Below are 21,310 nucleotides of genomic sequence, written 5' to 3'. Positions count from 1 at the left end.
AGGACCGGCGGTCCCAGGATGCGCGGGCGCAACGGCGTTACCCTGGGAGCGACATGACACTGAAGCGTCCGGACCTCGCCGACTTCCTGCGCCGGTCCCGGGAGCGGCTGACGCCGCGCGACGTCGGGCTCGTCGAAGGGCCGAGGCGGCGGACCCCGGGGTTGCGTCGCGAGGAGGTCGCCGTCCTCGCGGGGATGTCGGCCGACTACTACATGCGCCTGGAGCAGGCGCGTGGCCCCCAGCCCTCGGTCCAGGTGCTCGGCGCGCTGGCGGGCGCGCTGCGGCTGACCGAGGACGAACGGGACCACCTCTATGTGCTCGCCGGGCACCGCCCGCCCGAGGGCGCGCGGGCCGGGGAGTATCTGCGTCCCGGGCTGCGGTATCTGCTCGACCGCCTGGACGGTGTGCCGGTCCAGGTGGTGAGCGATCTGGGTGACCTACTGGCGCAGAACGATCTGGCGCTCGCACTCTTCGGGTGCGTGTGCACGGTGGCCGACGAGGACCGGAACATCGTGTTGCGCTGGTTCACCGACCCGGGCGTCCGCGGTCACTTCGCGGCCGGGGAACACGAGCAGCAGGCACGGCAGTTGGTGGCCGACCTGCGGGCCGCGACCGCCCGTCGCGGCAACGATCCTGCGTCCCGCTCGCTGCTGACGCGGCTCCTTTCCGCGAGCGCGGAGTTCCGCTCGTTGTGGGACCGGCACGAGGTAGCCGTACGCAGGGCGCACCCGTACCGGCTCGTACATCCCGACCTGGGCGCGATCGAGCTGGACTGCGAGGTGCTGGCCACACCTGCGGTGGACCAGCGGCTGCGGATCTTCACGCCTCCGCCCGGTGGCACTTCGGTTCTGGACGAGCTGCGCGCGCTGGGTCCGCAACACCAGTGCGGCTCCCTGTAACTGACGAGCCGTCAGGTGCGGCGCCCGGCGGCAGACCGGGCCGCCGGGCCGAAGGCGTGATCAGCCGTACATCGCCACGCGGTACAGGGCCTCCAGCGCCTCGTCGATGGGGTGCGGCTGCGGCCTGCCCGAGGCGTCGAGGCTGTTCCACCTCTGCAGGTTCACCGCGACCGCCAGCTGCCGTTTGCCGTCGGCGCGGGTCATGGCGAGCGTGCCGCCGCCCCAGACCGTACCGCCGTGGCCCCAGAAGGTGTCCTGGCCCGGTGCCTCCATCGGGTACAGGCCGAGGCCGTACTCGATGAGCTTGCCCTCCTGGGAGATGACCGGGCCGGTGCGCCGCATCTGCTCCAGCGACGCCCGGGTGACGATCCTTCCGGCCATGAGCTGGGCGTAGAAGAGGTTCATGTCGGCGACGGTCGATATGAGGGAGCCGGCCGGCCCCACGAACGACATGTCGAAGACGCTGTAGTCGCGGGGCGGGTCGAGCTTGCCCAGCCACGCCTCGTAGAGCCGTGAGTGCGGTTCCGCGATCTCCGTTCCGGTGGGGAAACCGGTGTCCTTGAGCCCAGCGCGCTCGATGACGTCTCGGGTGACGCATTCCTCGGCCGTGGTGCCGGTCACCCGCACCAGGAGTTCGGCGAGGAGCAGGTAGTTGGTGTTGGAGTACAGCCCCGGTGCACCGCCGGGGGTGCCGACGGCGGGTGCGTCGACTCCCGCCGCGATGAGTTCCGCGCGGTCGAACCGAGTGAACCGGTGGTCGTCCAGGCTCTGGGGCGAGGTTTCGGCCAGGTTGGGGAACTGCTTGAGCGAGGGATAGACATAAGGAAGGTACTCGGCGAGGCCGCTCGTGTGGCCGATCAGCATCCGCACCGTGATCGCCTCGCCCCGCTCCCCCGGCACCAGCTCCGGCAGGTAGCGGCCGACCGGTGCGTCGAGTTCGATCCGGCCCTTCTCGGCCTGCCGGAGAACCGCCGCGGCGGTGAACGTCTTGGTGACGCTGCCGACGCGGTGGCGCATACCGGCGTCGACGGGCCGGCCGCCGGCGGTGTCGGCGACCCCGGCGGCGCCGCACCAGACCTGGTCGCCGTCCCGGACCTCGGCGAACAGGCCCGGCATCCCGGCGCGGTGAACGTTGTCGATGGCCGCGTCCAGTACCGCGGCGTCCAGTGTCTTCTTCACGTCGTGCGTCCCTTCGTAACCCCCGGGGCCGGCAGCGGTCACCGCGCGCCGGACCACCTCCTGCCGGGCCGCCCGGCAAGCTCATGCACCCAGTATGCACGCGCTGCGTGCAACACCAAGTGCATAGGTTAGGCTGGAACCCGGCGAGAGGAGAGAAATGGCAGGCAGAAGGCGTTGGACAACCGACGAGATCCTGGATTCGGCGGCCGAGCTACTGCGGACGAACACGACGGAATCGTTCAGCGTACGAAAGCTGGCGGCGACCCTCGGGACCGATTCGTCGAGCCTCTACCGGCACTTCCGCAGCAAGACCGAACTGCTGCGCGCCGTCGCCGACCGGGTCCTGCTCGCCGCCATGGAGGGCCACGGCCCCGAGGGTGACTGGAAGCAGCGCCTCACCGCCTTGGCCCTGCGCGTGCGGAACGCCTTCAGTCAGCAGCCGCAGCTCGCCAGGGTCTGGGGGCGTTACGTGTCGGGCGGCGCCGGCTCGCGGCTGGTCATGGAGGAGGTGCTCCAGGCCCTGCGCGCCTCGGGCCTGCCCGACGGGCAGATCCCGGTGCACTACCACCGGATCGTGGTGCTCATCGCCGCGCTGATCGCCTCGGAGGCGGGGGCCGACACGCTCACCCCGCAGGAGCGCGAACAGGGAATGGAGTTGTTCCGCGTGACGGTTCTGGGCGCCGATCCCGAGCGCTTCCCCGCGATGGCACACTTCGCCCGCGACCTGCGCCCGCTGCAGACGGATCATCAGGCGGCCTTCGAGGAGATCCTCGCGGCTCACCTCGCTCATGTCGAAGCGGTCGTGCGGGCCGGCTAGCGGAGCGGCTCATGGATGTGGGCCGGGGCCACGGCCGGCGGACAGACCCGGCGTCGGGAGCGGGCAGGCCGTCGCCGACGAAGCCGACCGTGCGGCCGTGTGCGCGCGGCGCGGTGACGATCCGCGCCTTGCCCTCGGGCCCGCGCCGGGCGAAGACCGTGATGCGGTCCCGTCCGCCAGACCGGCCGGCCGTCCGTCCGTCGAGCGGGCCCGGGGCGCCGGCGTCCACCACATCGCCCGGCTCCAGCCCCGGGTCGCGGCAGAGGCGGTCGGCCGCGGCCGGGTGGTCGCCCGTGAGGACCTGGACGCCAACGCCCTGGCCGGTGAGACGGGCCGTCGCCTCGACGGCTCCCGGTGCGAGGGCGTTCGCGGAAGCTGACGAAGCCGCGGAAGTCGAGGCCAGTTCGTCGGCGGGACCGTACGGGCGGCTGCAGGCACAGCACGTCCATCGCGCCGAGGTCGTACAGTGCCGGCGGTCTGCGGACGATCACGCCGTGGGTGCGCGCCGGCAGGGCGGATCCGCGGGTCAGGCAGGTGGTCACGACGACGGGCAGCATCTCGGGTGTCAGCCCCACTTCAAGGTCGGGTCATTCCAGGGGGTGAGGCGGGCGGCGGACGTCTGGATGCCCCGCACTTCAGCCGGCCCGGCGCCACGGACGGGCCCACGGCACCCCCGCGGTGCCGGAGCACGCGCGGGGGTGCCGTTGGGGTGCTACTTCAGGTGCCGGGCGAAGAACTGGACCGCGGGGTCCCCGGCGTGCTGCGGGACACCGGTGTGTCCGCCCATGTGGGCGTGCAGGGACTTCTCCTCGGTGCCGAAGGCGTCGAACAGGTCCAGCGACGCCTGCCGGTCGTTCCTCTCGTCGTCCCACTGCAACAGGACGTGCAGCGGAGTGGTGATCCGGCGGGCTTCCTCGAAGGTGGCGCGCGGGACGAAACTTCCGGCGAAGAGGACGGCGGCCGCAAGGCGCGGCTCGACCAGCGCCAGCCGGACGCCGATGGAGATCACTCCCCCCGAGTAGCCGACCGGGCCGTCGATCCCGGGCAGCGCGAGAAGCTCGTCCAGGGCGGCCTGCCACTCCGGGACCGCCCGGTCGACCAGCGGGAGGACGAGGGCGTCGACGATCTCGTCGCTGAGCGGTTCGCCCGACTCCAGTGCCCGGCGCATGTCGGCGCGGGCCTGGTCGAGGGCGGGCAGCCGGGGCCGGTCGCCGCAGCCGGGGAGCTCGATGGTGGCCGTGGCGAAGCCCCCCGCCGCGGAGTGCCGGGCCCGGCCGAGCAGACGCGGATACATCTTGTTGAGGCCGAGCGTGGGGTGGCCGAGCAGGATGAGCGGCACCGGTGCGGACGCCGAAGCGGATGCGGGAGTCCAGAGGATGCCGGGAATGTCACCGAGGGTGAAGGTGCGTTCGAGTACGCCGTCGTCGAGGCGCTGCTCGGAAGTGAAATGCATGATCGTGCCTTTCGGGAGTGCACAGATTGGCGCTCCCGGACGACCTGCCTATCGCCCGACCGTGACTCCGGAGGGGAGCACCCATGTCGATACTGCGTTCACGGGTACCACCTCCTCGTTCTTTCGCACGGCCGGGAGAATGTAGCAGTGTGCCGCTGCCGTCGGCTAACGGGTTTCCGTGCGGGCCCGCCGGCCGCGCAGGGCGGCGGCGAGCAGGGCCACGACGATTCCGCCGAATGCCCAGGCGCCGAGGATCCACAGTGCGCCCGTGGTGTTGTTGCCGTCGAAGTAGACCGTGTTGCGCACCACCGTCGTACCGGCTCCGGGTGGCAGGGCCTGGCCGATCGCGGACCAGAAGGGCGGCAGCAGGGACGCGGGGTAGACGCCGCCGGAGCTCGGGTTGCCGAGGATCGTGAAGATGAGGATGGTCAGGCCGAGGCCGATCGTGCCCGCCACCGACTGGAGGGCCACCCCCACGGCCCCGGAGGCGAACACGACCAGGGTGCCGATGCCGACGAGCTCCCAGAAGGCGCCCGGCAGGCAGTGCAGCACGGGCCCCACGATGATGGCGCCGCCGATCCCGGAGATGAAGGCGTAGGGCACCATCGCCGCGAGCCGCACGATGGAGCGCCGGAGGGTGGGTCGCTTGGAGCCGGCCGCCATGTTCAGCGCCGACGCGGCGAGGTAGCCGCCGATCGTCCAGCTCAGTACGAGGTAGAAGGACGACAGCCCCCGGGTGTCCCCGGCTGCGGGCGGGCGGATGTCACGGACGGTCAGGGCGCGGTCCTGCGTCCGCTCGACGGTCGCCACGACCTTCGCCGCGGCGTCCGCCGCCGAGGGGCCGCCCGCCGAGGCGATCAGCAGGGTGTCGGTACGCCCGGTCACCGCGACGATCAGCGCGGCGTCGGTCTTCCGCTCCAGAAGCCGTGCCCTGGCCTGCGCGCGGTCGTGTACGGCGGTGACGTGCACCGGGTCGCCTGGCAGTGCGTTGAGCCGGGCGACGAGGTCGGCCTCCACGGCGCGCGGGGCGACCAGCGTGATCGGGATGCGGTGCGGCTCAGGGGCGTGGAAGGCCCCCATGTACGATAGGGCGAAGCCCAGTTGGAGCAGCAGCACGCCCACCATGACGAGGACGGCTCTGGTGGTGATCGCGTCCCGCATCTCCGTCCACGCGTCGACCCTCGTCGTCGAACCCTCTGCGTCCGCCACGTGACGTACCTGCTCTCAGCCGTGATTGACCGGTGCACCCATTCCGCCGACATCCTCATCGCCGGTCCGCGCCGTACGGAGAGAACACGCATGGCCGGTGCCGTGCCCACTCGTTCGGCGGAACAGGTGCGCGGCCGGTCACTCCTGGCGTTCGAACTGGTGAGCGGCCCAGAGCAGGGCCCCGACGCCGGTGATCAGGAGCAGGGCGGCCTTCACGGCGAGCGGGACGGGGTGTCCGGCCCAGGTGACACCGCCGACGGCCGCCCCGTCCGGGGCTCGCAGGGCGATGCTGTCGCGAAGCATGTCGATGCCGTAGGCGAGCGGATTCGCGGCGGCCAGGGCGTGGATCCAGGCGGGGAGGGTCTGCAGGGGGAAGAAGCCGCCGGAGAGGAACAGCAGGGGCATCATCATCACGCCGAGCAGTGTGTGGAAGGTCTCGGGCCGACGCAGGCTCACGGCCAGGGTCAGGGCGAGGGCGGTGATCGTGAAGGAGATCAGCGACATGCCGGCGAGGAGCAGGGCCAGGAGGAGCGGGTCGTAGGGCAGGCCGACGACGCCGGCGAGAGCGAGGAGTACGGCACCCTGGATGGTGGCGACGAGGGTGCCGCCGGCGCAGCTGCCGAGGAGCAGGGTCGAGCGGCTTACCGGGGCCATCAGGAGTTCTCGAAGGTAGCCGCTCTGCCGGTCGGTGATCAGGCGGATGCCGACCAGGATGGCGGGCGTCTGCACGGTCATCATCAGCATGCCGGGGAAGAGGTAGGTCTGGTAGCCGACCCCCAGCTTCGAGTCGGGGATGAGGGCGGCGAGTCCGCCTCCCAGGATCAGCAGGTACAGCACCGGGTGGAGCAGCATCAGCGCGGTATGGGCGCGCTGGCCGGCGAGGCGCAGCAGGTCTCGGTGGATCAGGCCGTGGATCGCTCGCAGTTCGTGTCGCAGGCGCGCCGGTCGGTCGCTGTCGCGGGTGGCGGGCGCGTCGAGGGGGAGCGCGGTCATCGGCCGCCTCCGGGCGGTTCGCTGTGGATGCTGCGGCCGGTGTGGTGGAAGAAGACGTCGTCGAGTGTGGGCGGGGTGGCGGAAGCGGCGCGGACGGCGATGCCGTGGCTTTCGAGGGCCGCGCAGAGGCGGGGAATCCAGGAGCTGCCATCGGGCAGACGCAGGCAGATCCCGTCGGGGTCCGTGGTGACGGTGTGCCCCGGCGGCACGATGCGTCGGACGATTGCGTACGCCGAGTCGTCCTGGCTGGTGCGCAGCACGACGCGGTCGTCGCCGATGGCCGCCTTCAGAGCGGAGGGCGTGCCCTGCGCGACAAGCCGGCCGTGGTCGATGATGGCGACGCGGTCGCAGTTGGCGGCCTCTTCGAGTTGGTGGGTCGTGACGAAGAGGGTGCTGCCGCGCCTTTCCCGCAGGGCGTACAGGTGGTCCCAGATCTGTGCGCGGGCGTGGGGGTCGAGGCCGGTGGTCGGCTCGTCCAGGAAGAGCACACTCGGCGCGTGCAGCAGTTGGCGGGCGATCTCCAGGCGGCGGCGCATGCCACCCGACAGGGTGCGTACGGGGGAACGCCGCCGGTCGGTCAGTCCGGCCACCTCCAGAACCTCGGCGGTGCGCTGCCTGGCGTAGCCGCGTCGCAGTCCGTAGAGCCGTGCGTGGATGTACAGGTTCTGTTCGGGCGTCAGGTCCGGGTCGAGTGCGCTCTGTTGGAAGAGCATGCCGACTCGCTGCCGGACCTGGTGGGGCTGGGTACGGACGTCCGCGCCCGCCACCGTGGCGTGGCCGGAGGTGGGGCGGGCGAGGGCGCACAGCATGGCGATGGTCGTGGACTTCCCGGCGCCGTTGGGTCCGAGGAAGGCGAAGGTCTCGCCGCGCCGGACGTCCAGGTCGAGGCCGTTGACCGCCATGGTGGTGCCCTGGGGGCCGGGGTAGCTCTTGACCAGGCCGCGCGTGGTGATGGCCTGCTCGGGCTCGGGCGGTCGGGGTGTGGCGTGGGCGTCGGGGGTGGGCTCGTGGGCGAGTTCCTCGTCACCGGTGTGCAGTCGCATGGGGCCGGTCCTCACCTCTGGTTGGCCGGTGGGTTCCGGCCGGCGGCTGTCCCGGGACAGCCGCCGGCCGGACGTTATGCCGGTCCTAGGCGCAGCTGATGCCGATGCAGACCGTGTTGAGGACCGTCAGCAGGCCGATGCACTCGCAGGTGGCGGAGAACGCCGCCCCTTCGGCGCCGACGGGGTCGGTCTCGGGAAGGGCGTGGAGGTGGGCGAGGAGTTCGAGGTCCTGGGTCTGGGTTTCCATGGTTCTCTCCTTCTTCTTTGTGGTTGGGCGGCAGGGTTTCTGCCGCTCAGCCCGGCAGCTGGGCCAGCCAGTGCCGGGGGTCTGTGTGCCGGAGCCGCAGGAGGAAGGCCAGGATTCCGGCCGACCCGTCGCTCCAGCTGGTCGAGACGTCGCCGTACTCGTTGGGGAAGACCAGGTGCCGGTGGCGGCGGGCTCCTTCGGTGCGGGCGAGTCGGCCCATGTCGTCCGCCATCGCGCGGTAGGCGGCGTCCCCCGTGGCGGTGCTCATGTCGAGGAGGAAGTCGCCGTTGCCGGCGAGTCCGTGGCATTGGGAGAGCGGGGCGCGTGCGGCGCGTTCGGTGACGGCGAGGGCGCTGCGGTGGGCCTGGTCGCGGAATCTGTCGTCGCCGGTGACCTGCCAGAGCCGTACGAGGAAGGTGCCGATGCCGGCCGCGCCGTGGCACCAGTACGGGGCGGTGGGTTCGTCCTCGGCCTGGGCGGGCCACTGGGCCGCCTCTCCGATGCGTACGGCGCTGTGCAGGAGGTGTTCGCCGACCTCGACCGCGAGCCGCAGGTGGTCCTCGCGTCCGGAGGCGACCGCGCTGCAGAGGAGGAAGCAGCCGATGCCGGCGGAGCCGTGGGCGAAGCCCAGGTAGCGTTTGCCGGCTTCTCCGGAGAGGGCTTCCGCGGGAACCGGCCAGCTCGCCGCCGACGGCTCGCGCTGCGCGGCGGCCGCCAGCCGGTCGGCCGCGTCGACGGCGAGCTCGGCGAGGCGCGGGTCGCCGGTGCGGTGCCACAGGTGGAGGGCGGCCATCCCGCTGCCGGCGGTGCCGTGGGTGATGTCGTGGTGGGGTGTGGGCTCCTGCGGGGTCAGTGCCAGGGCGAGCGCGTGGCCGACGAGTGCCCGGTCGTCGAGGGCTCTCCCGGCTTCGTACAGCGCCCAGGCGGTGCCTCGGTCCCCGAAGTGCAGGCCGGGGCGGGTGGACTGCGGGTGGGTGCGGTCCGCGATCCAGTGGCCCGCCGCCGAGAGCAGCTCGGGCAGGCGCGGGTCCGCGGTCAGTTCGAAGTACCGCGTGAGTACGGCCAGGGGACCCGCCGCGCCCTGCTGCACGGTGCAGGGGTTGGTCTCCCCCGCCGCCGTGGACACCGGCCACAGGCGCCGGTCGTCCGCCGGGGTCATCGAGTCGACGAGGTGGTTGACCAGTCCGGTGACGGCATCGTCCACGTCCTCGGCCCGTGCCGGGGCGTTCCGTGGAGAGCCCGCCCCTTCCGGTCTGCGCAGGGCCGCGCGCGCCCGGCGGGTGCCCCAGCGTGCGGCGGGCTCGTCCCTCATCAGTCCGGTGATCATGTCCGCCACGCCGTCCGGGGGCTTCGCGTACCCGGTACAGGCTCTCAGCCAGGCGGCGAACCGTTCCTCGTCACTTCTGGTGGCGGGTTCCTCGGACAGGAGGTTCGGCACCTTCCCGGTCAGGACGAAGCACGTGGTGGCGCCGAGGCTGTAGTAGTCGCCCGTCACGGACACGGGTGCGTCCGTCAGGCGTTCGGGGGGACTGAACCCGGGGGTGCCGACCCGGGTGGGCATACAGGGGCCGGTCGCGTCGACGGCGAGTTCCAGGTCGATGAGGCGCAGTTCGCCGTCGGGGCGGACCATGACGTTGCCGGGCGTGAAGTCGCGCAGGACGCAGCCGTGGGCATGGGCGGCCGTGACGAGGTCGACGAGCCGGGCGACCAGGGCCAGGGCCTCGCGGCGGTAGTGCTCGGCGCCCAGATCGCGGAAGCGCTCGGCGACCCACGTGCGCAGGCTGACGCCGGGGACCTCGCTCTGGGCCAGGAAGAGGTGTTGGCCGTGCTCGAACAGGGCCAGGGCTTCAGGGGCGAGCCCGGTGCCTTTCAGCTTCTCCAGCATCCGGGCCTCGGCGCGCAGCCAGTCTCGGACGTCGCGGCCGGACGCGTCGCCCTCCACATGGGGCCGGGTCTCCTTGATGACCACGGGGGCGCCGGTGGTCATGTCGGTGCCCCGGTAGACGCCGCCCTTGTTGGTGTGACGGATGGCCTCCCGTACCGCGAAGCGGTCGCCGAGCAGGACCGGGCCGCCGGCCGCGGCCGTCTCGGGCGGCGGGAGTGGCACGGTGTCCGGGAAGGGGCAGACGGCCCAGGAGGGCGGTGAGTAGCGGCCGGTGCGCGCGTCCTCCACGGGGTTGCCGTCGGGGTCCTCGATGTACCAGATCAGCAGGCCCTGGTCGGACAGTCGCTGCCGGGCGACGAAGGCGCCGTAGCGGTAGTGCACCAGGCTGTGCGGTGCGTAGGGCTGGTCGGAGAGGATGCGCGGGCCCGCGAGTCCGGCCGTCGCCGCGTGCAGGTCCTGGGCGAGCCGGACGGCGTCGGCGTCGGAGCGCGGGTAGACGGTGAGGAATTTTCCGGAGCTTCCCCGGGGCGTGGCGCGGGAGTTGAGGGTGCTCACCTGGTCGAGCGAGCGCGCGAACTTGAAGGCCGACGTGTCCGGCAGCAGCACGTCCAGGGCCCGTACGAGGACCGTCGGCGCGGAGGCGGCCGTTGCCGACAGGTGCAGCTTCCAGCCCTGGTCGCGGCGGGTCGCCGAGCGTGGTGCGACGCGGCACCACGTCTCGTCGGTTCCGGCCGTCCAGCGGGCGGCCGTGCGGGTGGCTTCCAGGGCTCGGCGGAGAAGGCTCTCGAGGTCGACTTCGGTGGCGTTGCTCGTCATGTGGGTGTCCCTCTCAACGGTGAGGACCGCTGATCGGAAATTGCCCATGACACGTGAGCGTGGAACGCGCCCCAGCCGGAATCACCTGCTCCAGCGAGCGTGCGGGTATCGCTTTTACCTGGTCCGGCGCCGCCCGGCGCAAGGGGAGGCGCACGTGCGGCGAGCCCCTCGGCGATGGCCCGGCAGTGGGACGTAGGAAGATATGACGCATGGCGGAAGATGAACGGTCGGTCGGTTCCGAGAAGACGGCCGGCGATGTGGTGCTGATCCGGGTCCGGGGCAGTCTGGACGGGTGGTCGGGCAGCAGCGAGTTGTCGGCCGCGCTGACCGCAGCGGTGGCGGACGGTGGTGTGCGTACGGTGGTCGATCTGTCCGGGGTGGCTTTCGCCGACTCCGCGGCGCTGCACTCCTTGCTGGGCGGTCAGCGGGGACACGCGAAGGCGGGGGTGCCGCTCGTCCTGGCCGGTCCACTGGAATCGGGCGTCCGCAGGCTCTTCGAGGTCACCGGTACTTCGGGCGCGTTCCGGTTCGCGGACGACGTCGAAGCGGCACTCCGTTGCTGAGCGCGCCGGTCCGCGGGGGCGTGGGGGTGTCCGGGTGTCGATAGAAGCGGGAGGGGAGGCGGAACGGCTCTCGGCCGTTCCGCGGAACGCGGCCGCCGCACGAGGCATCGTGTCCGATCTGCTGGCGGCACGTTTCGGAGCCGTTGTGGCGCAGTGGCCCGCGCACGTGGTGGACGACGTGCTGCTGGTCACGTCGGAACTGGTGACGAATGCCTTCCGGCACGGTGGTCGTCTCACCGCATTCGAGACCGAGGTCACGGATGAGGGTCTGCGCATCACCGTGGGCGACGCGAGTACGGAGAGTCCCGCCGAGTCGGCGGACGTGGGGCCGAAGGTGCGGGCCGGCGCGGCGCGGATCGGTGGTTACGGCTGGCCGCTGGTGCGCCTGCTCGCCAGCCGGGTGTCCATCAGCTTCCACGCGGGCGGCAAGCGGATCACGGTGCTGATGGCCCTGCCCTCGTATCCGTGACCGGCCGGGAATCGGGGACCCGGCGCCTCAGTCCGTCGTCTCGCGCACCTCGTCGGGGCGCCTGTGCCGTGGCTTCTCGTTCTCCAGTGCGAAGAGGTCCCGGGTGCCCGTGACGCTCAGCATCCGCTCCATGAAGGGTGGCGGGTTGTCGAGGAAGAGTCTGATCCCCCGGGCCGTGGTCCGGCGGTGGATCATCAGCAGTGCGGAAAGCCCCGTGGAGTCGCAGAGCCGGAGCTTCTCGCAGTCGAGGTGCAGCTCGCCGGCCTGTGGGTCCTGCTCGACGCACGCGTCGGCCCGCGCGGCGAGCTCGTCACTGGTGTCGTAGTCGAGAACGCCGGCGAGGCGCAGCCACAGGGCCCCGCCCTCCGATTCGACGGTGAGGAAGAGGGGCGGGGCGCTCATGCGTGGGCTCCCGGGTGTGCTGTGGCGGTTTCGGCCAGGATGGTCCGCGCCCTGTGCAGGGGCCTCAGAGCCCGGGGGAAGTCCTTGAGTTCGGTCATCAGGATGTCCAGGACGGGCGGCAGGGAACGGGCGGGAACGCGGCGGGCCGTGAGGACGTCGGCGGTCCAGGTCATGAAGGTGGTGAACAACTCGTCGTCGTCGGTGTAGATCGCCACGGACAGGAACTCGACGATGTGCGCGATGTCCTCCGCGGTGCGCTCGCGCTGAACGCCGGTGTACGCGGTCATGGCCGGGAAAGTGTCTTCGAGCTTCGTCAGGACCTGCTTGACGAGTTGTCCCTGCGCACGCGAGACCAGGGTGTACTCCTGATCGACCAGATGCGGCAGGTCGTCGATCTGCTGCCGTACGTCGCCACGGGCGGACGGGGGCATGCCCGCGTCCAACTGCTCGGCGGCGCCGCGCGCGTCGCGCGCCCACGCGTTCGTACCGAGCATCCGTGCGAAGCGGCCGTCGGGCCCGAAGGCCGCCCCGCCGGCGAGGACGGGTACTCCGACGGACTGGCAGGCGGTGATCGCCGCGTGGGCCACGGGCAGCCGGGTGGGGATGGAAGACGAGAGGGCGACGACGTCCGCACCTGTGTGGTGGAGGTGCGAGACGAGGTGCGGGGTGGGCACCTGGGCTCCGAGGAAGTCGACTTCCCAGCCCCGCAGGGTGAGGACCTCGGCCAGGAGCCGGGCGGGCAGCGAGTGCCATTCCTGCTCCACGCAGGCCACGGCGACCTTGCCGAGGCGGGGCTTCGTGCGGGCGGCCGGGTGGTGGGCGAGTGCCGTGATCACCCGCTCGACGATGGCGCTGGCGGCGTGTTCCTGGGCGACGGTGAGGCGGTTGGCCGCCCACTCGGTGCCCACCCGCGCCTGCACCGGTGCGATGAGGTCGAGGAGGACCGATTCAGCGGGCATGCCGTCATCGAGGGCGCTGGTGACGAGGCCGGCGGCGGCGAATTCGTCGCGTTCCAGGGCCGCGGCGGTCAGGAGCCGGTCGCGGAGCTCCGCCGTCACGGCCGTCATGCGGTGTACCTGCCTCGCGTGTGTCCGTCCACCGCGCTGAGGTGGTTCGTCCGGGGCGCGGTGATCGCGACCACCGCCATGTCGTCGTGGCCGCCGCCCCGTACCCACTGGGCTGCGAGCATCTGGATGCGCTCGACCACGGCCTCCGCGGGCATGTCCGCGCATTCCGACAGCGCCCGCTTCAGCCTCTCCTCACCGAACATCTCGTCGCCGAGCGGGCCGCCCCGGGCCTCGGTGAACCCGTCGGTGTAGAGCAGGCATGTCTCGCCGGAACGCAGGACGGTCTCGACGGTCCGGGACTCGATGTCGGGGAGGGCGCCGATGAGGGTGCCGTGGGCCCCGACCTCCTCGACCCGGCCGTCCAACCGCACCACCAGCGGCACGGGGTGACCCGCGGAGGTGAGCCGTAGGCGCACCACGTGGTCCGTACGCCGGACCGAGGCCAGGACCATGGTCGCGAAGCGGGTGTGGTGGGAGTTGAGGAGCGCCCCGTTGAGGAGTCCCAGTATCTTCTGGTGGTCGTCCGACATCGGGACGAGGGCCTGCAGGGTGTTGCGGATCTTGCCGGTGAGCACGGCCGCGTCCAGCCCCTTGCCGCACACGTCCCCCAGGACCACCAGGGAGGAATCGTCCTCGTCGGTGCCTGAGTGGTGGACGTCGAAGAAGTCTCCGCCGACGCGTTCCCGGGCCGCCGCGGGCCGGTATCCGCCCGCGAACTCGACTCCGTTGACGCGGTGCAGCCGGGGCGGGAGCAGGTCCTGCATCAGGGTGTGCGTGATGGCGCTCTGCTCCGCGTACAGATGGGCGGCGGACAGGGCGGCACCGGCCCGTGCGGCGAAGAGCCGGGCGAAGATCTGCTCGTTCTCCGTGAACTGGCCGCCGCTGCGCAGCAGGACCAGAGCGCCCGCCGGGACGCCTTGGCCGGGAAGCGGCGTGATGACGACCGAAGTGATCGTTCCGGTGTAGCCCTCGGGGATCATCCACGCGGGCAGTGCGCCGGGGTCTATCCAGCGCGAAGGTACCGGCGGGAATCCCTGGAGGGCCTCGTCCAGGCCGGGCAGCTGGGACGGGTCGGCCGCGACGAGGCCGCGGACGACTTCCTGGCCGGCGACCGCATGGGCAAGGGGCAACTTGTCGCCCTTGGCGGGGGAAACGACGACGGCTGCCTCAGCGAGGTACTCGGAGGCGAGTCGGGCCGTGGCGGTCACGCATCGGTCGGTGTTCAACGAGGACAGCAGGACATGGGACGCCTCCGTGAGGAATGCGGTTCGTTCGCGTTCGGTGGCGAGTGCCTCCTCGGCGCGTCTGCGGTCGGTGTCCTCCACGAGCCACCACACCACGTTCCCGTTCCCGCTCCGGCCGGGGTGTGCCTCGAAGCTCCGGGCACCGATCCACCCCGACGCACCGCCGTCGGTGTGCCCGGACCCGTTCACGATGCGGTCCCGTAGATCCTGGTCCGCCCGCGCGAGCCAGGCCGGTGCCGCGTCGGCCATCCTGGCCCCCGGTCGCGCGTCCCGCAGGAGCCGGGAGGCAGCGGGGTTCACCTCGGTCAGCACGCCGTCCGCGGCGCTCTCGATCACCGGATGCGGGGCCGTGGACCATGCGCCGGACGCCGGGCGTGCGCCGGTTCTCGTAGCGGGAGTTCCTTGCGGAGGAGCCATGAGGGGGCGCCCGCCTGCGGCGAGCGGCACCACCTTCCAACTGGACGGAGAAGCATTGCCTTGCGGCAACTATCACGCAGCGCCTCCCCCGCTGGCAATCAGCCGCCCTCCGCCGCGGTAACAGAGTGTGATATCTCTACCGCCCCACCGCCCGCTGGACGCACAACCCTCACGTGGCCTTCACCCGGTCCCTGCCGCGGTCCGTTTCGTCCTGCACGAGGAGGGTGAGCAGCGACGCGACGGAAAGGCCGGCTTCGGCCGGGTGGCGCAGCACCTTGTCCGGTTCGATGCGGTAGGTGTTCGCGCGGCCCTCTCGGGTGTGGGAGAGGTATCCGTCCTGCTCGAGGTCGGAGATGATCCGCTGAACCGCACGCTCCGTGAGTCTGCAACGGGCGGCGATGTCGCGGATACGGACAGTCGAGTCCTCGGCGATGGTCGCCAGCACACGCGCGTGGTTGGTGATGAACGTCCATCCGGTGTGGGATTCGGGTACTCCAGGCATGTCTCCCATCTAAGCGCGCATGCTTGCCCGCCCTCAACTACATGACATACTTTTCGTGTAATCACTGACAGGGTGAAAGCCACGGGAGGCCTCGGGTGTCGTACGGCGAAGCCGTTCCGGCAGCACGCGCGAGCGACGTCGGAACAAGCAGCGTGCACCCGCCGCGCCAGGCGGCCGGGCCCGGCCCGGCGCAGGCCGTGGTGGTGGAGTACGAGCGGCACGGTGTGTGGGTGGTCGCGGCCAGTGGCTCGTGCGACTCGGAGTCGATCGCACGGCTGGAGGAGGCACTGACCTCGGCGGCCTGGAGGCATCCCAAGGTGGTCCTGGACGCCTCGGGGATCACTTTCGCGGATTCCTCGCTCCTCAACCTTCTGATCCTCACCCACCGGGCAGGCGCCCTGCGCGTGGCCGCCCCGGAGCCCCAGCTCCAGCGCCTGCTGGAGCTGACCGGGCTCGACGCGGTCCTGTACGTCCGGGCGACGATCGAGGAAGCAGCCGCCTGCTGACAGCGGGGTCGCGGCTCCGTCCCGTACGGGATGCGGGGCGGAGCCGCGCGGTCCGCGGGTCTCGTTACCAGCCGGCCTTCGCCGTGTCGTACGCGGTACGGCAGTCGGCGTTGGTGGCGTCGGCGGCCAGCTTCGCCATGGAGTCCTTCCAGATCCTCTTGGCCAGCTTCTCCAGGTCACGCGTTTCGGCGGGCACGTTCGGGGCGTACTTCTTGATCGTCGCGAGGGACGACTTCGCGAACTTGTTGCACACCGGCCCCGCCGCGTTGCGGTAGCGCGTGTCCAGGTCCGTGGCTACGGCCTGGCCGTTGGCGGTCGCCCAGCTGTTCCAGGCCGCGCACGCCTTCTCGGTGAACACCTGCTGATCGGCCTCGCTCAGGCCGAGGACCTCGGCGAGCATCGTGTTCTTGGCCTTGTCCGGGACCGTGAAGTCGACCACGGGGAACTTGTCGAAGGTCTCCAGCAGCGCCTCCTGACAGGCGGGCGGCAAGGACGCCGCCTGCGCCGGGGACGGGGCGGCCAGCGCGGAGACGGTCAGGAGAGCCGCGGCGAGTACGGTGCTCCGGGCGGTACGCGAAATGGTCATGGGAGTAGTGCTCCTTGCACGAGGGGGTGGCGCCGCGGGCGCCGTGTGAGCGCCCGACGGCTACAGAACGATCACCGGCATTCGTAGGTCACGGCTGTCGTGCCGCCTCCGGGGACCGGGTGGGCGCCGGCACGCCGGCCCTCCCCCGGGCAGGCAGCGCGTCGCGGGTGCGCCTGCGGAAGACCAGCAGTCCGGCGCACGCGGCGCCGGTGAGCCAGAGGAACTGGATCGCGAGCCCTTCGCCCACCGGCGCATCGGAGAAGGCGGCGGACATGCTGGCCTGCACGGCTCCGTACGTCGGCAGGAATCGGACGACCGGGCTGTCGGATCCCGAGCTGGAGAGCGGGTTCTGCAGGGCGACGTCGAGGATGCTGATCATGAGGATGGCGAACATCCCCTCCACCTCGCGGCGGAGCACCGATCCGAAGACCACGCCGAGCGCCCCGTAGGTCAGGGCGGCGAGGAACAGTCCGGCGGCCAGCATCAGGGGTTGCCTCGGGGTCCAGGCGAAGCCCGCTGCAGCCGTGGCGTACGCGGCAACGGCCGTGCAGACCAGCGTCAGCGCGGAGAGCTTGGCGAGGACGAGGTGATACCGGGGGTATCCAGCCATGGCGAGGCGGCGGTCGAAGGCGCCTCCGGTGAAGGTGGCGGCGAACATCATGAAACCGGCGATCAGGGTGACCGCGTTGAGCGCGCCGGTGATCTGGGTGAGGTGGTTGCCCGGCGGGGACAGGATCTCGCCGGTGGCCCGCAGCCGGAACGGTGCGGGCCGGCCGGGAATGGCCACATAGGCCAGGCCGATCCAGACGGGGATGTACACGACCACCAGCAGCATCGCGAACCGGTTGCGGGCGTGGCCGATCAGGGCGTAGCGGGACGCCGTGACGAACAGGGACCAGTGCCTCTTCACGCCGTCGCCTCCGTACGCGTGTCGCTCAGGTGCAGGCGTCTGCCGTCCAGCCGCCACAGCAGGTCGAGCCGGTCGATGTCGTACGCGAGGTGCGAGACGACCAGCACCGAGTGTCCGGCGTCGCGCAGGCTCGTCGCCAGCTCCCAGAACCGCAGATAGGTCTCCCAGTCGAACCCCTGGTAGGGCTCGTCCAGCAGCAGGACGTCCGGGTCGTGCATGAGCGCCAGCGTCAGGTTCAGCTTCTGCCTCGAACCTCCGCTGAGCAGCCCCGCGCGGTGGTCGAGGTACTCGGTGAAGGCCAGGATCTCCATCACCTCGAAGGCTCGCCGGAGGTCCAGCAGGCCGAATGCGTGCCGGAAGAAGTCGAGGTGCTGGCGGACGGTGAACGAGTCGTCGAGCACGACGGCCTGGGGGCAGTAGCCGAGTCTGCCGCTGTGCCGGACCGTTCCCCGGTCCGGGGCGAGTTCACCGGCGAGGATCTTGAGCAGGGTCGACTTCCCCGCGCCGTTCTCCCCGACGATCCCGGCGAGTGTGCCGGGTCGCAACTGGAGGCCGACGCCCCGCAGGACGGCGTGCCGCCGGTAGGAGTGGTGCACATCGGTGACGTCCATCGCGCTGCTCCGTCGTGGCTGGTGTGGCCGGTCGTCGGCCCCCGTGACCGGGCCCGCTCGTGCCCAACGAGCGGCCGGCGCACCGGAAACGGTGGTGCCGGCGCACCGTCCGCGCAAGCGTCGGCCCGGTGCGGCGCGGACCTGTCGTGCGCCGGCTCATCGCGGCTCCGGGATCTCCTCCAGTTCCGCGACGGTCCGCTCCCACAGTTCGGGCAGCCGCTCACCCAGCGGCAGGCCGCTGTCGACGACGACGGACACCTCCGCCCACTCGCCGAAGGACGAGAGGGCGACCGCGAAGAGATGCCCGGGTACGAGCAGCGGCAGCAGGGCGGTGCCCGTCACCCGGGTCTCGCCGAGGTTTCCCCGGTCGGCGAGCGGCATCGAGGTGGTCATGATGTTGGTGACGCGCGGGGAGAGCACCCGGCGCATGTACCACTCGGTGGGCCGGGCCGGCATGTGGCGCACCAGGTCCACGATCGTCTGCCGCCGTGCGGCGCCGCGCAGCTTGCGGGTCGCCGTCGTCACGTGGTCCAGCCGCCGGACGGCGTCGCTGTCCGAGGACGCGTCGGCGGGTGCGGGGGCGAGGCGCACGGGCAGTTCCAGCGGCAGCGCGAAGCAGCGGTTCCCCCAGGTCTGTTCCTCGTCGGGGCGTCGTGCGTCGACCGGGAGCACGGCCGTGACCCGTGGCAGCGGCACCCCCGACTCCTCGGCCCAGGACGCCAACGCGCCCGCGAGCGCCGCGAGGTATGCGTCGTGCGCCGAGCCGTCCCGGGCCGCACCGATCCTCCGCAGGGTGTCCGACGGCACGCGCCCCCGGTACAGCCGCCGCTCCCCGGTCGGCACGTAGGCGGCGACGGGGCGGTGGCCGCGTACGGTGATCGTGCCGGCCGCGAACCTGGCGGCCATCCCGACAGCGGCGGCCGCACGGCGGGGCACCGCGGCCCGGCGGGCCCGGCCGGGCACGGGCCGGCCGGAGGATTCCCCCTCACCGAGCACGGCCCGGAAGGTCATGGCCGCTGCCGCACCGTCCTGGCAGGCGTGGTGGAAGCGGTAGCACAGGGCGTACGCGTCGGGGTCGTGGCCGTGAATCAGCCAGGCCCCCCAGTAGGTGCCGGGTGCGAGGGGGGTGTTGAGCGCGGTGTGCAGGGCGGCGTCCCAGCCGCCGGGCCCGTCGGCGACGGCCTCGTGCACGTGCCGGTCCACGTCGAAGCCCTCGTCCGGCTGCCATCGCGGTCGCCGGCCGCCCTCGATACGGCTCGTCATGAGCGGCAGCGCGCGCAGGCGGTGACCGAAGTACGCGCGAAGGTCCGCGAGGGCGGGGGGCGGACCGCTCAGGTACGCGATGCCCCCGGCGTCCCAGCGGACGTCAGGGCGTGCGCGCTCCAGATTCAGGAAGGCCCGGTCCACGGGGTGGACGGGCACATGGGGCGGCTCGGGCCGGCCTTCCGGGGCCGCCTCGCCGGAGTGGTCGCCGGGCGGCGCGGGCCGGGCGGACGGGACGGATGTGGCGGGCGGCGCCGGCTCCGCCGACGGGGTGGACCGACCGGAAGCGGACATGGGTTTCGACTCCAATGCGTGACGGGTCTGCGGGCTGGCGGGACAGGTGGTGACAGGGGTGATCGGCGGGACGTGCCGTGGACCACGGCCTCGCAGTCCCTCTCCCCCGGCCGCGCCCCTCAGGATGTCCGCCGGCCGGGCCGGGTCCGCACCGGCAACGGGCGCCGGTCCTCTCTCCAGCTCGCCGAACCGGCCGGCCCAGGGCTGCTCCGCGTACGGCTTGGCCCCCTGAACCGCCGTGCTGTGCCCGCGTCACAGCGCCTGTGCCCCCGCCCCTGGATCGTGCGGCACCCGGCTTCGGACCGATCCGAAGGATCCCTCGAAGGAGGGATGCGTCATGCGCCCCCGTCCCCGCAGGCGCCTCGAAGTCCCACCGCGTGTGGGCAGAAGGGACGGCTTGCCACCTCCGCACTGACGTACGCGGCCCATGATCGCGGGCGTACTTCGTTCGGGTGAGCAGCACGGATCGAGGTCTTCCGCTTCGCCTGCCGTCTGACAGGGTGTGCCGTGCGCCGAAGATCAACGCGGCCGGGAGGGCCGGGGATCGGAGCGTCGGTGCGGTTCCGGTCCGACGGGGCGAGCCGCTCGGGGTGCGACCGCACCGTCGGCACGGCGCGTCCCGCACTTGCCAGTCGTCACACCGGCGGCGCCCCGCCCCATAGCTTTGCGCGGCGGGACGCGGCTGTCCCGTCCGAAGCCCTTGGAGCCATGGCCGTGCACGTAGCCCTCACCGGCGCCACCGGATTTCTCGGACTGCGCCTGCTGCGTCGTCTTCTCGTGACGCACCGGTCGGTGACGGTGCTGGCGCACGCGGGGTCGGGCGACGCTCTGCACCGCATCAGCCGCTTCTTCGAACTGACCGGCGCATCAAAGGCGTTCACCGCCGCCCTCCCCGACCGGCTGCGGGTGGTGGAGACGGACCTCGCGCGGCCCCGGCTGGGGTTGTCCCGGCAGGCGTTCCAGGAACTGGCCGACCGTATCGGCACGCTCTGGCACAGCGCCGGAAGCATCAATCTGGAAGGCGACCTCCCCGAGCTGCGCCGGACCAATGTCGAAGGGACACGGCACGTCCTGGAGCTGGCCGCGGCGGGGCGGCTGCGACCCCGTGTGCATCACGTGAGTACCGCGTTCGTGGCCGGCGCCCGGCGCGAGGGGGTGGCGTACGAGGACGAGCTGGACGACGCACGCGGCTTCGAGAACGCCTACGAACGCTCGAAGTACGAGGCGGAGTTGCTGGTGCACGCCTGGTCGAGGGAGCACGGCCGGCCGGCCCTGGTGCTGCGGCCGGGCATCCTGGTCACCGACCTGCCGCCGCACCCCGAACTCCCGTCGCACCCCTTGCAGGTCGTCGAACGGATCCTGCGGGACGCGCGACACACCACCGGCCCCGTCGACCCCGCACTGCGGACCGGCGCCCTGGATTCCCGGCCCCGTGTCCGGATGGTGGGGCACGCGCACGGCCGGCTCAACCTCCTCCAGGTCGAGCACGCGGCCGAGGTCATGGTGCGGCTGGCCGGCCGGGCGCCCTCGGGCGGGGTCGACACGTACCACGTCGTCCACGACCGCGATGTGCCCGTGACGACCGTCGTGACGGTGCTGGAACGGCTGGTCCCGGTCTCCATCGAGCTGGTGGACGCCAGACCGGACACCCCGTCGGCCTTGGAGGCCCTGCTCGGCTTCTACCCGGGCATGACGCCCTACCTCGCGCACCGGCGACGGTTCGACGACACCCGGGTCCGGGCTCGGCTGGGCCCCTCCGCCGCGTCCGCCCCGCTGGGGGCCGACTACCTCTGGTCGGGTCTGGCCGCGCGCCCGTGGACCGTGCCGGGCCCGCCGGGCGCCCCAGCGGACCTTTCGTCGTCCGTTCACTGCGCCTGACCGTCCCCCTCCCCCTTCTCGCCGACCAGCCCGCCTCCTGTCCCGTTGGAGCCTCTC

Annotated in this window: 22 protein-coding genes; 7 read left to right on the top strand and 15 right to left on the bottom strand. The window is 71.9% G+C overall.

All coding sequences use genetic code 11. The features are described 5' to 3' along the window. The first annotated feature begins 53 nt into the window (after nucleotides 1–53). Nucleotides 54–899 carry a helix-turn-helix transcriptional regulator gene (locus tag OG242_RS31560; RefSeq protein ID WP_405901415.1) on the top strand — a complete coding sequence of 282 codons (846 nt, stop codon included), beginning with the start codon at nucleotides 54–56 and terminating at the stop codon, nucleotides 897–899. Nucleotides 900–959: 60 nt separating this feature from the next. On the opposite strand, the gene OG242_RS31555 is transcribed toward OG242_RS31560, so the two are convergent. Then, complete coding sequence (locus OG242_RS31555) at nucleotides 960–2,078, bottom strand: serine hydrolase domain-containing protein (protein ID WP_405901414.1); 1,119 nt, start codon at nucleotides 2,076–2,078, stop codon at nucleotides 960–962. Between the two features lie 157 nt (nucleotides 2,079–2,235). Here OG242_RS31555 and OG242_RS31550 point away from each other — a divergent pair, with 157 nt between their 5' ends. Together OG242_RS31550 and OG242_RS31545 are read left to right on the top strand one after the other, a co-directional pair. Beyond that, a complete protein-coding gene (locus tag OG242_RS31550; protein WP_405901413.1) occupies nucleotides 2,236–2,895 on the top strand; it encodes a TetR/AcrR family transcriptional regulator in 660 nt (219 codons plus the stop codon). A gap of 97 nt (nucleotides 2,896–2,992) precedes the next feature. Further along, nucleotides 2,993–3,274, top strand: coding sequence for a hypothetical protein (locus tag OG242_RS31545; RefSeq protein WP_405901791.1), 282 nt, complete (start codon nucleotides 2,993–2,995; stop codon nucleotides 3,272–3,274). 333 nt (nucleotides 3,275–3,607) lie between these two features. Here the strand turns inward: OG242_RS31545 and OG242_RS31540 are convergent, their stop codons facing one another. The 6 genes from OG242_RS31540 to lanL all read right to left on the bottom strand — a co-directional run bounded on the left by OG242_RS31540 (nucleotide 3,608) and on the right by lanL (nucleotide 10,541). Further along, nucleotides 3,608–4,348 carry a dienelactone hydrolase family protein gene (locus OG242_RS31540; RefSeq protein ID WP_405901412.1) on the bottom strand — a complete coding sequence of 247 codons (741 nt, stop codon included), beginning with the start codon at nucleotides 4,346–4,348 and terminating at the stop codon, nucleotides 3,608–3,610. 165 nt (nucleotides 4,349–4,513) lie between these two features. Further along, nucleotides 4,514–5,509: a DUF3533 domain-containing protein gene (locus tag OG242_RS31535; protein ID WP_405901777.1), complete on the bottom strand. Its 996-nt coding sequence runs from the start codon at nucleotides 5,507–5,509 to the stop codon at nucleotides 4,514–4,516. Nucleotides 5,510–5,695: 186 nt separating this feature from the next. Further along, nucleotides 5,696–6,550: an ABC transporter permease gene (locus OG242_RS31530; RefSeq protein ID WP_405901411.1), complete on the bottom strand. Its 855-nt coding sequence runs from the start codon at nucleotides 6,548–6,550 to the stop codon at nucleotides 5,696–5,698. After that, nucleotides 6,547–7,593: an ATP-binding cassette domain-containing protein gene (locus OG242_RS31525; protein ID WP_405901410.1), complete on the bottom strand. Its 1,047-nt coding sequence runs from the start codon at nucleotides 7,591–7,593 to the stop codon at nucleotides 6,547–6,549. The genes OG242_RS31530 and OG242_RS31525 overlap by 4 nt, the downstream gene beginning before the upstream one ends. An 85-nt stretch (nucleotides 7,594–7,678) precedes the next feature. Then, complete coding sequence (locus tag OG242_RS31520; protein ID WP_405901409.1) at nucleotides 7,679–7,840, bottom strand: VenA family class IV lanthipeptide; 162 nt, start codon at nucleotides 7,838–7,840, stop codon at nucleotides 7,679–7,681. A 46-nt stretch (nucleotides 7,841–7,886) separates the two neighbouring features. After that, nucleotides 7,887–10,541 (bottom strand): class IV lanthionine synthetase LanL, encoded by a 2,655-nt coding sequence (lanL, locus tag OG242_RS31515; RefSeq protein WP_405901408.1) that lies wholly within the window; start codon nucleotides 10,539–10,541, stop codon nucleotides 7,887–7,889. 209 nt (nucleotides 10,542–10,750) lie between these two features. Here lanL and OG242_RS31510 point away from each other — a divergent pair, with 209 nt between their 5' ends. Continuing rightward, nucleotides 10,751–11,104, top strand: coding sequence for an STAS domain-containing protein (locus tag OG242_RS31510; RefSeq protein WP_405901407.1), 354 nt, complete (start codon nucleotides 10,751–10,753; stop codon nucleotides 11,102–11,104). 34 nt (nucleotides 11,105–11,138) lie between these two features. Continuing rightward, nucleotides 11,139–11,573 (top strand): ATP-binding protein, encoded by a 435-nt coding sequence (locus OG242_RS31505; RefSeq protein WP_405901406.1) that lies wholly within the window; start codon nucleotides 11,139–11,141, stop codon nucleotides 11,571–11,573. A gap of 27 nt (nucleotides 11,574–11,600) precedes the next feature. On the opposite strand, the gene OG242_RS31500 is transcribed toward OG242_RS31505, so the two are convergent. The 4 genes from OG242_RS31500 to OG242_RS31485 all read right to left on the bottom strand — a co-directional run bounded on the left by OG242_RS31500 (nucleotide 11,601) and on the right by OG242_RS31485 (nucleotide 15,205). Beyond that, nucleotides 11,601–11,975: an STAS domain-containing protein gene (locus OG242_RS31500; RefSeq protein ID WP_405901405.1), complete on the bottom strand. Its 375-nt coding sequence runs from the start codon at nucleotides 11,973–11,975 to the stop codon at nucleotides 11,601–11,603. Continuing rightward, nucleotides 11,972–13,042 carry a B12-binding domain-containing protein gene (locus OG242_RS31495; protein ID WP_405901404.1) on the bottom strand — a complete coding sequence of 357 codons (1,071 nt, stop codon included), beginning with the start codon at nucleotides 13,040–13,042 and terminating at the stop codon, nucleotides 11,972–11,974. Before OG242_RS31495 ends, OG242_RS31500 begins: the two co-directional genes overlap by 4 nt. After that, on the bottom strand, nucleotides 13,039–14,622 hold the full coding sequence (locus OG242_RS31490) for a SpoIIE family protein phosphatase (protein ID WP_405901403.1): 1,584 nt from the start codon (nucleotides 14,620–14,622) through the stop codon (nucleotides 13,039–13,041). Before OG242_RS31490 ends, OG242_RS31495 begins: the two co-directional genes overlap by 4 nt. Before the next feature lie 250 nt (nucleotides 14,623–14,872). Continuing rightward, a complete protein-coding gene (locus OG242_RS31485; protein WP_405901402.1) occupies nucleotides 14,873–15,205 on the bottom strand; it encodes a helix-turn-helix transcriptional regulator in 333 nt (110 codons plus the stop codon). Between the two features lie 95 nt (nucleotides 15,206–15,300). Between OG242_RS31485 and OG242_RS31480 the strand changes: the two genes are divergently transcribed. Next, a complete protein-coding gene (locus tag OG242_RS31480; RefSeq protein WP_405901401.1) occupies nucleotides 15,301–15,711 on the top strand; it encodes an STAS domain-containing protein in 411 nt (136 codons plus the stop codon). Between the two features lie 64 nt (nucleotides 15,712–15,775). Here the strand turns inward: OG242_RS31480 and OG242_RS31475 are convergent, their stop codons facing one another. From OG242_RS31475 to OG242_RS31460, 4 genes are all read right to left on the bottom strand, one after another. Continuing rightward, nucleotides 15,776–16,297, bottom strand: a complete 522-nt coding sequence (locus OG242_RS31475; RefSeq protein WP_405901400.1) for a hypothetical protein — start codon at nucleotides 16,295–16,297, stop codon at nucleotides 15,776–15,778. Nucleotides 16,298–16,385: 88 nt separating this feature from the next. After that, nucleotides 16,386–17,207, bottom strand: a complete 822-nt coding sequence (locus tag OG242_RS31470; protein ID WP_405901399.1) for an ABC transporter permease — start codon at nucleotides 17,205–17,207, stop codon at nucleotides 16,386–16,388. Continuing rightward, nucleotides 17,204–17,818: an ATP-binding cassette domain-containing protein gene (locus tag OG242_RS31465; RefSeq protein WP_405901398.1), complete on the bottom strand. Its 615-nt coding sequence runs from the start codon at nucleotides 17,816–17,818 to the stop codon at nucleotides 17,204–17,206. The genes OG242_RS31470 and OG242_RS31465 overlap by 4 nt, the downstream gene beginning before the upstream one ends. A gap of 156 nt (nucleotides 17,819–17,974) precedes the next feature. After that, nucleotides 17,975–19,375, bottom strand: coding sequence for a wax ester/triacylglycerol synthase domain-containing protein (locus tag OG242_RS31460; protein ID WP_405901397.1), 1,401 nt, complete (start codon nucleotides 19,373–19,375; stop codon nucleotides 17,975–17,977). A gap of 708 nt (nucleotides 19,376–20,083) precedes the next feature. Between OG242_RS31460 and OG242_RS31455 the strand changes: the two genes are divergently transcribed. Next, on the top strand, nucleotides 20,084–21,253 hold the full coding sequence (locus OG242_RS31455; RefSeq protein ID WP_405901396.1) for an SDR family oxidoreductase: 1,170 nt from the start codon (nucleotides 20,084–20,086) through the stop codon (nucleotides 21,251–21,253). The last annotated feature ends 57 nt before the right edge of the window (nucleotides 21,254–21,310 follow it).

This window comes from Streptomyces sp. NBC_00727, from assembly GCF_045161745.1.
Classification (GTDB): Bacteria; Actinomycetota; Actinomycetes; order Streptomycetales; family Streptomycetaceae; genus Streptomyces.
This window is presented reverse-complemented; position numbering and strand designations above follow the sequence as displayed.

Excerpts from the sequence above, each read along its gene's own strand:
- OG242_RS31560 (WP_405901415.1), top strand. The coding sequence starts at position 54 with ATGACACTGAAGCGTCCGGACCTCGCCGACTTCCTGCGCCGGTCCCGG.
- OG242_RS31550 (WP_405901413.1), top strand. The coding sequence starts at position 2,236 with ATGGCAGGCAGAAGGCGTTGGACAACCGACGAGATCCTGGATTCGGCG.
- OG242_RS31540 (WP_405901412.1), bottom strand. The coding sequence starts at position 4,348 with ATGCATTTCACTTCCGAGCAGCGCCTCGACGACGGCGTACTCGAACGC.
- OG242_RS31535 (WP_405901777.1), bottom strand. The coding sequence starts at position 5,509 with ATGCGGGACGCGATCACCACCAGAGCCGTCCTCGTCATGGTGGGCGTG.
- OG242_RS31530 (WP_405901411.1), bottom strand. The coding sequence starts at position 6,550 with ATGACCGCGCTCCCCCTCGACGCGCCCGCCACCCGCGACAGCGACCGA.
- OG242_RS31525 (WP_405901410.1), bottom strand. The coding sequence starts at position 7,593 with ATGCGACTGCACACCGGTGACGAGGAACTCGCCCACGAGCCCACCCCC.
- OG242_RS31520 (WP_405901409.1), bottom strand. The coding sequence starts at position 7,840 with ATGGAAACCCAGACCCAGGACCTCGAACTCCTCGCCCACCTCCACGCC.
- lanL (WP_405901408.1), bottom strand. The coding sequence starts at position 10,541 with ATGACGAGCAACGCCACCGAAGTCGACCTCGAGAGCCTTCTCCGCCGA.
- OG242_RS31510 (WP_405901407.1), top strand. The coding sequence starts at position 10,751 with ATGGCGGAAGATGAACGGTCGGTCGGTTCCGAGAAGACGGCCGGCGAT.
- OG242_RS31500 (WP_405901405.1), bottom strand. The coding sequence starts at position 11,975 with ATGAGCGCCCCGCCCCTCTTCCTCACCGTCGAATCGGAGGGCGGGGCC.
- OG242_RS31495 (WP_405901404.1), bottom strand. The coding sequence starts at position 13,042 with ATGACGGCCGTGACGGCGGAGCTCCGCGACCGGCTCCTGACCGCCGCG.
- OG242_RS31485 (WP_405901402.1), bottom strand. The coding sequence starts at position 15,205 with ATGCCTGGAGTACCCGAATCCCACACCGGATGGACGTTCATCACCAAC.
- OG242_RS31475 (WP_405901400.1), bottom strand. The coding sequence starts at position 16,297 with ATGACCATTTCGCGTACCGCCCGGAGCACCGTACTCGCCGCGGCTCTC.
- OG242_RS31465 (WP_405901398.1), bottom strand. The coding sequence starts at position 17,818 with ATGGACGTCACCGATGTGCACCACTCCTACCGGCGGCACGCCGTCCTG.
- OG242_RS31460 (WP_405901397.1), bottom strand. The coding sequence starts at position 19,375 with ATGTCCGCTTCCGGTCGGTCCACCCCGTCGGCGGAGCCGGCGCCGCCC.
- OG242_RS31455 (WP_405901396.1), top strand. The coding sequence starts at position 20,084 with ATGGCCGTGCACGTAGCCCTCACCGGCGCCACCGGATTTCTCGGACTG.